General features: G+C 72.7%; 11 protein-coding genes and 1 pseudogene. 3 read left to right on the top strand and 9 right to left on the bottom strand.

Annotated elements, in window-relative coordinates; genetic code table 11:
• Window positions 1-6 precede the first annotated feature (6 nt).
• Both scpA and OHT52_RS30295 read right to left on the bottom strand, forming a co-directional pair.
• Complete coding sequence (gene scpA, locus OHT52_RS30290; RefSeq protein ID WP_328723367.1) at window positions 7-2259, bottom strand: methylmalonyl-CoA mutase; 2253 nt, start codon at window positions 2257-2259, stop codon at window positions 7-9.
• The gene (locus OHT52_RS30295) at window positions 2259-4109 is read right to left on the bottom strand and encodes a methylmalonyl-CoA mutase family protein (RefSeq protein ID WP_328723368.1); all 1851 of its coding nucleotides are present in this window, start codon (window positions 4107-4109) and stop codon (window positions 2259-2261) included. The genes scpA and OHT52_RS30295 overlap by 1 nt, the downstream gene beginning before the upstream one ends.
• 455 nt (window positions 4110-4564) lie before the next feature.
• Here OHT52_RS30295 and OHT52_RS30300 point away from each other — a divergent pair, with 455 nt between their 5' ends.
• On the top strand, window positions 4565-5374 hold the full coding sequence (locus tag OHT52_RS30300; RefSeq protein ID WP_328723369.1) for a tyrosine-protein phosphatase: 810 nt from the start codon (window positions 4565-4567) through the stop codon (window positions 5372-5374).
• Window positions 5375-5490: 116 nt separating this feature from the next.
• Here the strand turns inward: OHT52_RS30300 and OHT52_RS30305 are convergent, their stop codons facing one another.
• Together OHT52_RS30305 and OHT52_RS30310 are read right to left on the bottom strand one after the other, a co-directional pair.
• A complete protein-coding gene (locus OHT52_RS30305) occupies window positions 5491-6285 on the bottom strand; it encodes a hypothetical protein (protein ID WP_328723370.1) in 795 nt (264 codons plus the stop codon).
• Window positions 6282-6878, bottom strand: a complete 597-nt coding sequence (locus tag OHT52_RS30310) for a hypothetical protein (protein WP_328723371.1) — start codon at window positions 6876-6878, stop codon at window positions 6282-6284. Before OHT52_RS30310 ends, OHT52_RS30305 begins: the two co-directional genes overlap by 4 nt.
• Window positions 6879-7088: 210 nt before the next feature.
• Between OHT52_RS30310 and OHT52_RS30315 the strand changes: the two genes are divergently transcribed.
• Window positions 7089-7520, top strand: coding sequence for a J-domain-containing protein (locus tag OHT52_RS30315; RefSeq protein WP_328723372.1), 432 nt, complete (start codon window positions 7089-7091; stop codon window positions 7518-7520).
• Window positions 7521-7846: 326 nt separating this feature from the next.
• Here OHT52_RS30315 and OHT52_RS30320 read toward each other — a convergent pair whose 3' ends face one another.
• Both OHT52_RS30320 and OHT52_RS30330 read right to left on the bottom strand, forming a co-directional pair.
• Complete coding sequence (locus tag OHT52_RS30320; protein ID WP_328723373.1) at window positions 7847-8242, bottom strand: DUF3224 domain-containing protein; 396 nt, start codon at window positions 8240-8242, stop codon at window positions 7847-7849.
• A gap of 738 nt (window positions 8243-8980) precedes the next feature.
• Window positions 8981-9316, bottom strand: a pseudogene (locus tag OHT52_RS30330) (hypothetical protein); the annotation flags it as partial.
• A 185-nt stretch (window positions 9317-9501) separates the two neighbouring features.
• On the opposite strand from OHT52_RS30330, the gene OHT52_RS30335 reads away from it, so the two are divergent.
• Window positions 9502-10026, top strand: a complete 525-nt coding sequence (locus OHT52_RS30335; RefSeq protein ID WP_328723374.1) for a GNAT family N-acetyltransferase — start codon at window positions 9502-9504, stop codon at window positions 10024-10026.
• A gap of 225 nt (window positions 10027-10251) precedes the next feature.
• On the opposite strand, the gene OHT52_RS30340 is transcribed toward OHT52_RS30335, so the two are convergent.
• From OHT52_RS30340 to OHT52_RS30350, 3 genes are all read right to left on the bottom strand, one after another.
• The gene (locus OHT52_RS30340) at window positions 10252-10728 is read right to left on the bottom strand and encodes a DJ-1/PfpI family protein (RefSeq protein ID WP_328723375.1); all 477 of its coding nucleotides are present in this window, start codon (window positions 10726-10728) and stop codon (window positions 10252-10254) included.
• Between the two features lie 327 nt (window positions 10729-11055).
• Window positions 11056-11196, bottom strand: a complete 141-nt coding sequence (locus OHT52_RS30345; RefSeq protein WP_328723376.1) for a hypothetical protein — start codon at window positions 11194-11196, stop codon at window positions 11056-11058.
• Window positions 11180-11986 (bottom strand): alpha/beta hydrolase, encoded by an 807-nt coding sequence (locus OHT52_RS30350; protein ID WP_328723377.1) that lies wholly within the window; start codon window positions 11984-11986, stop codon window positions 11180-11182. Before OHT52_RS30350 ends, OHT52_RS30345 begins: the two co-directional genes overlap by 17 nt.
• Window positions 11987-12484 lie beyond the last annotated feature (498 nt).

Raw genomic sequence — 12484 nt, forward strand, 5'->3', positions numbered from 1 at the left:
AGCGGCTCACAGCTCGTGGCCGAGCGCCGTACCGAGCCGCCGCACCAAGTCGTACGCGGCGTCCGGGATGACCGTGCCCGGCGGGAAGACGGAGGCGGCGCCCGCCTCGTGCAGGGCCTCGACGTCCTGCGGCGGGATCACCCCGCCCACCACGATCATGATGTCCTCGCGCCCCTCGGCCGCCAGCTCCTCCCGCAGCGCGGGAACGAGCGTGAGGTGACCGGCGGCCAGCGACGAGACGCCCACGATGTGCACGTCCGCCTCGACCGCCTGCCGCGCCACCTCGGCGGGCGTCTGGAACAGCGGGCCGACGTCCACGTCGAAGCCCAGGTCGGCGAAGGCCGACGCGATCACCTTCTGGCCGCGGTCGTGGCCGTCCTGGCCCATCTTCGCCACCAGGATGCGCGGGCGGCGGCCCTCCGCCTCCTCGAAGGCGTCGACCAACTCGCGGGTGCGGTCCACCGACGGGGACTCTCCTGCCTCTTTGCGGTACACCCCGGAGATCGTACGGATCTGGCCGGCGTGGCGTCCGTACACCTTCTCCAGCGCGTCCGAGATCTCGCCGACCGTGGCCATGGCACGTGCCGCGTCCACCGCCAGCGCCAGCAGGTTGTCCTCCAGATCGGGGCCCGGGGCTCGCCCGGCCGCCTCGGTCAGCGCGCGCAGCGCGTCCTGGCAGGCGCTCTCGTCCCGTTCCGCCCGCAGGCGCCGCAGCTTCTCGATCTGCTGGGTGCGCACGGAGGAGTTGTCGACCGAGCGGACGTCGATCTTCTCGTCCGTCTCCACGCGGTACTTGTTGACCCCGATGACCGGCTGACGGCCCGAGTCGATGCGTGCCTGGGTCCGGGCGGCGGCCTCCTCGATCCTCAGCTTGGGGATGCCCGCGTCGATGGCCTTCGCCATGCCGCCGGCCGCCTCGACCTCCTCGATGTGCTGCCAGGCCCGCCGCGCCAGGTCGTACGTCAGCTTCTCCACGTAGGCGCTGCCGCCCCACGGGTCGATGACCCGCCCGGTGCCGGACTCCTGCTGGAGGAGCAGCTGCGTGTTGCGGGCGATGCGCGCCGAGAAGTCGGTGGGCAACGCGAGCGCCTCGTCCAGCGCGTTGGTGTGCAGGGACTGCGTGTGCCCCTGGGTGGCGGCCATCGCCTCCACGCAGGTGCGGGTGACGTTGTTGAACACGTCCTGAGCGGTCAGCGACCAGCCGGAGGTCTGCGAATGGGTGCGCAGCGAGAGGGACTTGGGGTTCTTGGGCTCGAACTCCCCGACCAGCTTGGCCCAGAGCAGCCGGGCCGCCCGGAGCTTGGCGATCTCCATGAAGAAGTTCATGCCGATCGCCCAGAAGAACGACAGCCGGGGCGCGAACGCGTCCACGTCCAGACCCGCGTCCCGCCCGGCCCGCAGGTACTCCACCCCGTCCGCCAGGGTGTAGGCCAGTTCCAGGTCGGCCGTGGCCCCGGCCTCCTGGATGTGGTACCCGGAGATGGAGATCGAGTTGTAACGCGGCATCTTCCGCGAGGTGTACGCGAAGATGTCCGAGATGATCCGCATGGAGGGGCCCGGCGGATAGATGTAGGTGTTGCGGACCATGAACTCCTTGAGGATGTCGTTCTGGATGGTCCCGGCCAGCTTCTCGGGCGGTACGCCCTGCTCCTCGGCGGCCACGATGTACAGCGCCAGCACGGGCAGCACCGCGCCGTTCATCGTCATCGACACCGACATCCGGTCCAGCGGGATGCCGTCGAACAACTGGCGCATGTCGAGGATCGAGTCGATCGCCACCCCCGCCATGCCGACGTCCCCGGTCACCCGGGGGTGGTCGCTGTCGTACCCCCGGTGCGTGGGCAGGTCGAAGGCGACCGAGAGCCCCTTCTGGCCGGCCGCGAGGTTGCGCCGGTAGAAGGCGTTGGACTCCTCGGCCGTGGAGAAACCGGCGTACTGACGGATCGTCCACGGCTGGTTGACGTACATCGTCGGGTACGGGCCGCGCAGGTACGGGGCGATGCCGGGGAAGGTGTCGAGGAAGTCGACGCCCGCCAGATCGGCCTCGGTGTACAGCGGCTTGACGGTGATGCCCTCGGGGGTCTCCCACAGCAGGTCGTCCACCGAACTGCCGGTCGACTCCTTCACCGCGGCCCGCCAGTGGTCGGCCGAGGGCGGCTGGGGAGTGTCCCCGTCCAGGGGCACCGCGGAGAAGTCCGGCACGGGGCTCGCGGCTGCCCCGGACGTGCCTGCGGCTTCGGGGTTCACGGGGTTCCGCATCACGCCACTCCCAGTCGGTCGAGTTCGAAGGAGAGCACGGCGACGGCGTCGCAGCCCGCGAAGACGTAGGCGTCGACCCCGTCCATCTCGGCGGGGCGGCCGGCGAGCAGCACCCGGCCGGCCCCGGCGGCCACGAGCGCCGCGGCGACCCCGGCCGCCTCCTGCTCGTACACCGCGTCCGACGAGCAGAGGCAGGCGACGGACGCACCGGACGCGGCGAAGGCGTCCGCGGCCGTGACGGCGTCCACGGTCGCCGGCCGGTGGATCGTCTCGATGCCGCCGGCCTGGAAGAGGTTGGCGGCGAAGGAGGCACGGGCGGTGTGCGCCGACGCCGGACCGAGGGCCGCCAGGAAGATCTTCGGGCGGGCACCGGTCGCTGCCAGATGGGCGTCCGACCGGCTCCGCAGCGCCTCGAACGCCTCGTCGCGGCGGACCTTCGGCAGGCCTCCGGACGGCGCAGGGGGCGCCGCCTCGCGTTCCACCGGCGGTTCGGCCAGGTGCGGGAACTCGCTGACCCCCGTCACCGGCTCCTTGCGGCGCGCCAGGTCCCGGGAGCGCTTCTCCCAGGCCGCGGCGAGCCGTTCGGCGACCAGCCCCGAGGCGGCGGCCGCCTCCTGGCCGCCCGCGGCCTCGATCTCCTGGAAGAACGCCCAGGCGGCGACGGCCAGTTCCTCGGTGAGGCGCTCCACGTACCAGGAGCCGCCCGCCGGGTCGACGACCCGTGCCAGGTGCGACTCCTCCATCAGGATGGTGGAGGTGTTCCGGGCGATCCGCCGGGCGAAGGCGTCCGGCAGTCCGAGCGCCTCGTCGAAGGGGAGGACGGTCACCGCGTCCGCGCCACCGACCCCGGCACCCAGACAGGCGAGCGTGGTGCGGAGCATGTTCACCCAGGGGTCGCGCCGCGTCATCATCACCGACGAGGTCACCGCGTGCTGCCGCTGCGCACCCGCGCCGGGCGCCCCGCAGGCCTGAGCGACCCGCGCCCACAGCCGGCGCGCGGCCCGCAGCTTGGCGATCGTCAGGAACTGGTCGGCGGTCGCCGCGTAGCGGAACTCCAGCTGCGAGCAGGCCGCCTCGACGGACAGCCCGGCGGCGGTCAGCGCCCGGAGGTACGCCACCCCGGTGGCGAGCGAGAGGCCAAGCTCCTGGGCGGCGCCGCCACCGGCCTCGTGGTAGGGCAGCGCGTCCACGCTCAGCGCCCGCAGCCCCGGCCACTCCCCGGCGCACCGGGCGGCCCACTCGACGGCCGTGGTGAGGTCGGGCTTGGCACCCGTACGGGCCGACCGGCCCAGCGGGTCGATGCCGAGCCCGCCGCGTACGGCCTCCGGGGCGACACCCCGGTCCGCGTACAGCCGCAGCAGCTCCGCCGCCGCATGGGAGTCGTCCCCGGCGTCGAGGGTGAGCGGGGCGAGGTCGAGGAGGACGCCGTCCAGCGCCCGCTCCAGGCCGGAGACGGGTACGCCGCCGGGGCCGCCGACACCGAGCCACAGCGAGGTGACGCCGTTCTCCAGGTCGGCGAGCAGGGCCTCGTTGAGCCGGGCCGGGTCGGTCAGCGCGTGGCGCTGCCGCACGTCCCAGCCGCCTGCCGCGTTCCCGGCAGGTCCGCCGCCCCGGGTGAAGGGCGCGAAGCCGGGCAGCCCGGCCGGGGGCGCGCTGTCCCGGGAGGTGTACAGGGGGCGGGTGATGAGCCCGTCTTCCAGCGTCGTGGACAGGGCTTCCAGCGCGGCCTCACCCGTGACGTCCTTGCCCGACTTGCGCAGCACGCCCTCGACGAGGGTCTGCCACTGGTCCGGGGAGGCGTCAGCGAATTCGGCGGCCAGGGGGAGCCCGTCAGCAGGCAGGACCGTCATGCCCAGATGCTAGGGCAGTCCGGTGACGATCCAGCAGAGGGAGCCGCTGTGACCTATCCCTCTCCGATGCGCGTCCGTGCCCTCACGGAGCGTGTCGCGGGGCAGCCGTGGGCGACTGCCGGACAGTCGGGGTGGTCGTGGGCGGCGGCAGGGCGTGACAGCGGGGTCCGACGGACCAGGTGACGGGTGGCGATCCGGTTCCGCCCTCGGGGGCACCGTCCGCCACCGTCCGACGGACCGGCGGCTTACGGTCGGCCGACGCGTGCCCCGTCATTCGATCGGGCGATGCGGCCGGCGCCCGGGCAGGGCCGGGAGCCGGGTCGGGGGAGGGGGCGGGCAGCGGGCCCCGGTCGTCGGCGGACCGGTCCGCTCCGGCGCTCTCCGTTGTCGAATCGCCCCTGGCGTGCGACGTTGATAGGCAAATGCGTAAAACGTCGGGAAAGAGGCAGTTCATCGTGCAGACCGCCCGGGCCGTCCCGGCCACCACCGTCGTCAACCTGCGGGACCTCGGTGGCATCGCCCTGAGCCACGGCCAGCGGGTGCGGCAGGGCATCCTCCTGCGCTCGGGTCAGCTGAGCGAACTCGATCCGGAGCACGACATGGCGGTCGTCGCGCTCGGTGTCCGTACGGTGGTCGACCTGCGGACCGCCGACGAACGGCACTGGGCACCGGACCGGCTGCCGCCGAGGGCCCGGCTCTTCGTGGCGGACGTACTGGGCGGCAACCCTGGTGTCGCCCCCGCCCGGCTCAGGGCCCTCCTCGCCGATCCGGCCGCCGCGGAGGAGGCGCTGGGAGGGGGAAGGGCCGAGGAGGTCTTCGCGCAGACGTACCGCCAGATGGTGCTCTCCCCGGGAGCCGCGTCCGCCTATCGTGCCTTCCTGGAGACGGCGGCGGACGCGTCGGCCAGGCCGGTGCTCTTCCACTGCACGGCGGGGAAGGACCGCACGGGCTGGGCCACCGCGGTACTGCTGATGATCCTGGGGGCCTCCCGGGAGACCGTCCGGGCCGAGTTCCTCGCGGTGAACCCCGCCGTACGCCTCGCCTTCGCCCCCTCGGTGCAGCGCTTCCTCGACGCGGGCGGCGATCCCGCCATCGCCTCCGCCGTCATCGAGGCACGGCCCCGCTACCTCGACGTGGCGCTGGACGCGGTGGAGGAGAGGTGGGGCGGGCTCGACGGCTATGTGCGCAGCGGGCTGAGGCTGCCGGAACCGGTGGTGGAGCGGCTGCGAGCGGAGCTGACCGTCCCCGTCGGTGTGCCGGTGTAGGCACGGGGCGGCGGTCGGGGAACGCTTGAGCGGCCGGGAGGCACGCGGACGGTGTGTCCGTGTGCCTCCCGGCCGCTCGTGTTCCGGGTGTCGTCCGGGGCCCTTCCGGACCAGGGTCAGACCGCCAGCAGCCGGTCGGTGAGGTCGCGGTAGTGCTGGAGCACGATCCGCAGCTGCTCGGTCCGCTCGCCGTTCCGTGCGCCCGGGCCGTCCGGGTTCTCCTCGGTGCGCAGCGCGGTGCTCCGCTCGGTGAGCGCCTTGACCAGGTTCTCGGTCACGGCGTCCAGAGTGGCACCGGCCTCCCGGACCGCGCGCTGCGGGTCCTCGACGAAGTCGCTGACCGCGTCCCGCATCCGTCGTTCCAGCTCGTCGTGGTCGGCTCCCGCGAGCAGGGCCCCGTCGAGGCCGGAGCCGCGGCCGTTCGCGCCGTTCGCGGCGGTCTCGTGGCGCGTGCCGGCGGCGTCCGTCTTCGCGCCGGGGGTGCGGGGCGAGCCGGTGCGGTCCGTGCCCGTCCCCGCGCCGAGGGACCCGGTGCGGTCCACGCCGGTGGCCTCCGTGCGGCTGCTGCGGGCGGTGTGCTCCGCGTCCGCCGCGTTCTTCGTACCCGTACGGTCCACGCGCTCCGAACCGTCCGTACGCTCGGGGTGGTCCGTCGTGCCACCGCTGCCGGGGCGGTGGGCGCGGCTCCCGTCGGCAGGCGTGGTCTCCACCCCCGCCGCCTTCGTCCTGGGGGCGTGTACGGGCTCGGCGCCCGCCGCGCGCTCCGGAACGGGTGCGGTCCGGGTCCGGTCGGAGGCCTCGGAAGTCACCCCTGAGCGCGCCTTGTCGTCCGTGGAGACCGTGTCGTCCGTGCGGCGGGCGTCTGCCGCCCCGTCGACCCGTTCACCGTTCGTAGAAGATCCGTAAGTCATGACGTCACACTTCCCTTCGCGTCGTGCTGCTTGTCCATGTCCGTCCGGCCCCGCTCGACCTGCTGCCCGGTCGGGTTCCCGAGCAGCGTGTCGAAGAGGGCACGGGCCCCGACGAGGTCCTTGCGCAGTTCCTCGGTGCCCCCCGAACCGTCGCGTGCCCCGTGCACCCGGCGGTAAGCGTCGACGTGCGCGCCGTGGTGGACCGACAGCGCCTCAGCGCGGTCCTCGGCACTGCCCGTCTCCGGGAAACCACGGTCCCGGGAAAGCTCGTCGAGGAGGTCACCGGCCTCGGCGACCGCGTCCTCGGGAGCGTCGACGAACCGCTCCTGCACCCGGGTCCAACGCGCGGTGTACCGCTCCCGCGCCTCCGCCGACAGCGGCTGCGCGCTGATCGAGCCGTGCCGCTTCACCCGCTCCCCGAGCTCCTGCTCGGCAAGCTTGGTGTCGCCCTGGTGGCGGGCGAGTACCCGGTCGTACTCGGGTCCGAAGCGGCGCTTCAGCCCGCCTGCGCCGGTCGCCCGGCCGCGCTGGAGGAAGTAACCGGCGATCGCCACGACGACGACCACGCCAACGATGATCAGTACGGTCGTCATGAGCGCGTCTCCCGCCGTTCGCTGTCCGGTACGCAGTTCTCTCGCACGGTCGTCAACTCCCTCCGATCCGGGCTCCGGCCGGTTGGTCCGGCCGAGCGGGGTGCGTGACGTCGTGTACCCCCGACCGGCGGTTCGAGACAGCGCCGTTCGCACAGAGGTGCTGGGTATCGTGGAAGCGCCGCGACCGGAGTACGGAAGAAGAGGTGTGCCGTGACCGAACGCAAGCCCCCTGGTGTCAGTTTCGACTCGTGGGTGGACCGGCAGATCCACGAGGCCGAGCAGCGCGGTGACTTCGCCTCCCTGCCCGGCTTCGGCAAGCCGCTCCCCGGACTCGGACGTACCTACGACGAGGACTGGTGGATCAAGGAGAAGATGCAGCGCGAAGGTCTCTCGGTCCTCCCGCCCGCCCTCGCTCTGCGCAAGGAGGTGGAGGACGTCCGCCGTGCGATCGCCGAAGCGGTTTCCGAACGCCGGGTGCGGGAACTGATCGGGGCGGTCAACGAGAAGATCGACGAGGCCGTACGGATGCCTCCGCCCGGCCCACCGCTCAACCTCGGGCGCCTCGACGTCGAGAAGACGGTCGGCGAATGGCGCGCGGCGCGCTCCGGCCGCGCCGGTCAGGACGCGTCCGGCCGCTCGTGACGGCCGGCGCGGCCGGCGGGACGCCCGGGTGAGCATCAACGCGTCCGGCGGCTGGGCCGCGTGGCTGCGGCGGATCCACGCACGCTGTCGCCCGAGCGTCCCGTGACCGTTTGCCTCCACCGCCGTTGATCAACGGAGGCCGCACCCGCCCCCACAGTGTCTGAGGGGCGCGCGTCCGCCCGCCGTCCTGTGCGCGGGAGGACGTTTGCGGTGTGGCGAAGGCCGGTGGGCGAAGGCCGGGAACGTACGACCGGAGTACCGAGTGGTCAGCGCCCGAAGTCCTTCGGTGGCTGACCACTTGGTCCGGACGGTGAAGCGGGCATGTGTCAGCCCAGCGTGTACTCCAGAACGTAGGAGTGGCTGCCGTGCTCGGACTGGTCGATCTCGAAGGTACCCGTGATCCCCGCGAGGTCCCCGGAACCTGTTCCCTGGGCCACGCGGATCACTATCTGCTCGCCGTGGCTCCCGGGCGCGCTGTGCTGGAAGACGAACGAGCCTGTGCGGCCGTCGAGTTCGCCGGTGAACCGCTCCACGGCGACATAGGCGGCGGGGCTGCCCGCGCTGTCGGCCACCGACAGCATGTGCACGGTGCTGGTGCCGGCCAGACCGCCTCGGAAGGTCTTGCTCATCCGCACGCGGCCGAGCGCGGCACCCGGGCCTTTGTCGAGCACCTCCGGTTCGAATGACGTGACGTCGAACGATCCACTGGCCTTCGCGGTCATTTTGCAACCCCCAGATCTCGGTCTTCTGTATGGCCCAGCAGCCTCGCACACGGCACTGACATCGATGCCGCCACCCGGCCTCCGGTGGCCGTGGCTCGGGCACCGACCAGCGCACGACGCCCGATCAGGTGGCCGGATCCGAACCCGTCTCCGCGAGGCTGATCGCCGCCCGCCGCATCAGAGCGCGCCGCAACGCGCGAACCTCGTCCTGCGTGCGCGCGGCGCCGTGCACCGCTTGTCGCAAGGTGCGCTCCGACTGTTCCAGGGACCGCTGGAGCCTGTCAGCCTCCTCCCGGACGACAGCGCTCCCGTCCCTGACGGGACCGTTGGACCGGACGAAGTCGGCCAGCGCACTCCGCTTTCGGTACGCCGACATCTGAAGAGCCACGAGAGCATCCGGCACCTGGGGCATCATCCGATCGTCACCACCCGTGCCCAGGCGGACGGCGTGTCGGGAACGCAGCCGGGATCGTCCTCGCCGTGGCCCGCCGGGCGGGAGCGGGGGAAGAGCCCCACCACCGGCCGGCAGGGCGGCCTCGTACTCGGCCGGGGCGTCTGTCCGTCGGTCAGGACCGCGACCACGCCCGGCCGCGGTCTGCGCCGGAGACCCGGCAGCAGCGCCCCGGGAATGCCGGCGGAGCGCCGGGAGGGACGGCCGTAGCTGTAGTCGTCGCCCGCTCCGGAACCGGAGGCGGCAAAGCGGACGGCCGCGCCCAGCAGCCGGTCCAGGGGGCGGTACCTGTCGTGCCCGGTTACGGGGTACCGGGCCGGAGTGAGCGTCAGCCCCGGGCGCAACCCCTGCGCGGCGATCCTGGGCATGCGCCACCGCGGCGGATCCGGGGCCGGTCGACGCAGATCGGTCCGTACCGAGGCCGCGGGTTCCCGGCCGTGGGTACGCGCCAGCCGGCGCAGATCGAGACCGACATCGATACCCGCGGCGGCGCACGCGCCCGCCCAGTCGCCCACGTGCCGACGGGCGGTCGCTTTTTCGATCATGGAGGGCGGCACGGCGAACTCTCGCACGCGCGGCCAGAAGGAGAGCCGGGAGTCTCCGTACGCGATCCGAGTGAGCATCAGCACTCACCTTGCGCGGACGGGTCCCCCAATCTGAAAAGGGAGTGTGCAGTCATGGCGGGGATCCTAACTCCCCCTCCTTCGGGGGCGCCAGAGAGTTTCCGATCATGATGCCGGGCCTCCGCCTCGTCCGGCGGCGAGGGACGGGGGACACGCCGTACGGTCCCTGAGCGACAATTGGCGTCATGGACGCGCGGAGCACCGACCCCGGTGCGGTACTCATCAGGCGGGCCGTCGCCAAGGACGCCAAGCGGCTGACCCGCCTGGTCAGGACGTCGCGGGCGTACGAGGGCCACTGGGCGCCCATGGTCGAGGGGTACCGCGTCGGGCCCGACTACATCGAGGCCCACCGGGTCTTCGTCGCGGTCGCCGGAGCGGGAACCGGTCCCGGTACCGGAGCCGGAACCCCCGTGCTGGGCTTCTACTCCCTGGTGCTCGACACGGGCGAGCCGCACGGCCCCGCCGCCACCGGTGAACTGGACCTCATGTTCGTCGCCGACGCCGCCCAGGGGCGCGGGATCGGCCGCCGCCTCATCGACCACCTGCGTGAGGAGGCCTCCCGGGCCGGCCTGGACGCCGTCCGGGTGGTCTCCCACCCGCCGGCCGAGGGCTTCTACCGCAGTGTCGGCGCCGAACGCACCGGTACCGTTCCCGCGACCCCGCCGTACGTGATGTGGGACCGGCCCGAACTGATGCTCCCCATCGCCTGAGCGGCGCCCGCCCGGGACAGCGAGTCCCGGGGCCGGCATTGAAGCGTCGAACGGCCCGGTGGCCCGACCTTGTCACCGCGCCGCAGCCGGTCCGCGCCCGCCGCACGGGCCGGGAGCCATTCCTCCCACGGGTGACGACTCGATCCGTGACACCACCAGGCGAGGGGGACGTGCTTGCGGTCTGCCGTGGTGCGGCACTGGGGGCCCTCGCCGCCGCGGCGGCGCTCAGGTCGTCAGGCGGTCCAGGAGCGCGGGATGTTCTGCCAGGGCCGATCTCAACATGGCTCGGGCATGGGGCCTGAAGAAGTCGAGGTCGGCCGACCGCCAGTCGATGCCGCCCAGGGGTGGCCGCGGGTCGTACTCGATGAGGAGCTGGACCGTGCGGGCGGTCTGCTCGCCCGCGAGGCGGCCGACCAGGTGGAGGGCCATGTCGATACCGGCCGGCACCCCGGCGGCGGTGAGCACGGGGCCGGCCTCGACCCAGCGTTCGGTGACGGGCGTCGCGCCGAACTTGGCCAGCAGGTCGCGGAATCCCCAGTGAGTGGTGGCCCGGCGACCGTCGAGCAGGCCGGCGGCACCCAGGATCAGGGAGCCGGTGCACACCGAGCCGACGACCTCAGCCGTCCGCGCGGCCCGGCGGATCCAGCTCAGCAGGGGCTCGTCGGCCAGTGTGGCGAGGGTCGGCTCGGTCCCACCGGGCACGATCAGCGCGAAGGACTCGGGGACCTGGTCGAATGGGCGCGCTCAGTGGCCCGCGGCCTGGTCACCTGTCTGCAACGGCCGGGCAACCAGGCACAGATGGGCATGTTCACAGCGGCCCCAGTACTCACGAACAGCCTGGTCGGGCGAGTCGTCGATCACATCGCCGGCCACTTGGCCGGCAACCTGACCGCAACCGCACTGGCAGCCGAGGCGGGGGTGAGCGAACGCCATCTGACCCGCCTGTTCATCGACCACCTTCTTCCGCAGGCCCCCGGCCAGGTGGATTCCCGGTCCCGCCGTCGGCGGGCGGCGCGACCGGGACGCGGCTCAGCCGATCGGGCCGAAGATCTCGGTGCGGTCGAAGTCGGCGTCCGTGCCGTCCAGTCCCGCCCGCGCCAACGCATTGCGCAGCTTCTCGTGCACCCGCTGCGGCTTTCCGCCCGGGGCGATGTCACTGTCGGTCGGCAAGAACGCCCTCCCGTCGCAGCCAGGCCTCGCACGCGGTCGTCCAGGACGCGGTGTGCGGCTCGCGCGCGATGAACTTGTGCGGCTCGCCGCCGTATTCCACGCCGTCGGCCAGGCCGATGCCGTGGCTGCCGCCCGGGTAGACGTGCAGCTCCACCGGTACCGCGGCGGCCGCCAGCGCCCGGGTCCATTCCAGGGCGTTGGGCAGGCCCGGCGGGTCCTGAGCGGTGGCCCATACGAAGGCCGGACACACCGACGCGTCCAGATGCTTGGCCGGGGACAGCTCGTCCTTGATGGGCAGCAGGTCGCCGAGCAGGTTCTCGACCACCGACGGCGGCAGCAGGTCGAGATCGGCCAGCGCATAGGCCAGGATCGCGAAGTCCGGTCGGGGCGGGTCGGCGACGTCCTCCTCGACGGACAGGACCCGGCCGGTCATGAGCAGGCCGGCGAGTTGGCCACCTGCGCTTGATCCGATGACGCCGACCCGGCCGACGTCGAGCCCGTGGTCGCCGTTGCGGATGTGGTCCAAGCCGGCCCGGGCGTCTTCGAGCGGGGCCGGGAACCGGTCCGGCAGCAGCCGGTAGGACAGGACGAACGCGTGGATGCCGAGGCCGGACAGCCAGCGCGCGTAGCCTTCGCCCTCGTGCGGCGGAAGTTCCCGGAATCCGCCGCCGGGCAGGACGAGGACGGCGGGCCGCGGGCCGAAGAACCGGTCCTCGGCAGGGTAAAGCGTGATCCTTTGCGCAATGGGGGTGGGAATGGCCGGAGCCACCTTTCGATACGACGCCTCCATGCCTGACGATCCATCCGCCACCGGCACGCGACGCTGCCCGTAACTATAACTGCCATGACCAGAAGGGCAGTTGTTTCGCGCTGCTGCCATGGTGTCGGGGGAGCGCGCGCAGTCCCCGAGGGCCGCGGGCCGGCGTCGCGGCCTCACCCCGTGTTCTCGTCAACGTCGAGCGCGCCTTGGAATGCCGCCTTCTCGGACAGCCACGCGGCGGCCCCTCCGACGAGGACGCCGGTTACCCGTCACCCGGGACCGGGCTCGCCCCCGTCGTCGCCCACTCGGCTCTCGGCGGTCCGCTCTGGACGGGAACGAGGGCGCTCCGGGTCAGGGACGTCACCTCCGCCTACCCGGGCAAGGGCGACGACCCGGCCCCCGAGAACCTCAGCCTCACCCTCACCACCGGCCGGATCGTGGCGCTGGTGGGGGAGAACGGCATCGGGAAGTCCACGCGGAATCCCGCCCCTGACGCTCCCTCTCACGACCGCGGTACACCCGCCGGAG

The sequence above is a fragment of the Streptomyces sp. NBC_00247 genome (assembly GCF_036188265.1).
Lineage (GTDB): Bacteria > Actinomycetota > Actinomycetes > Streptomycetales > Streptomycetaceae > Streptomyces.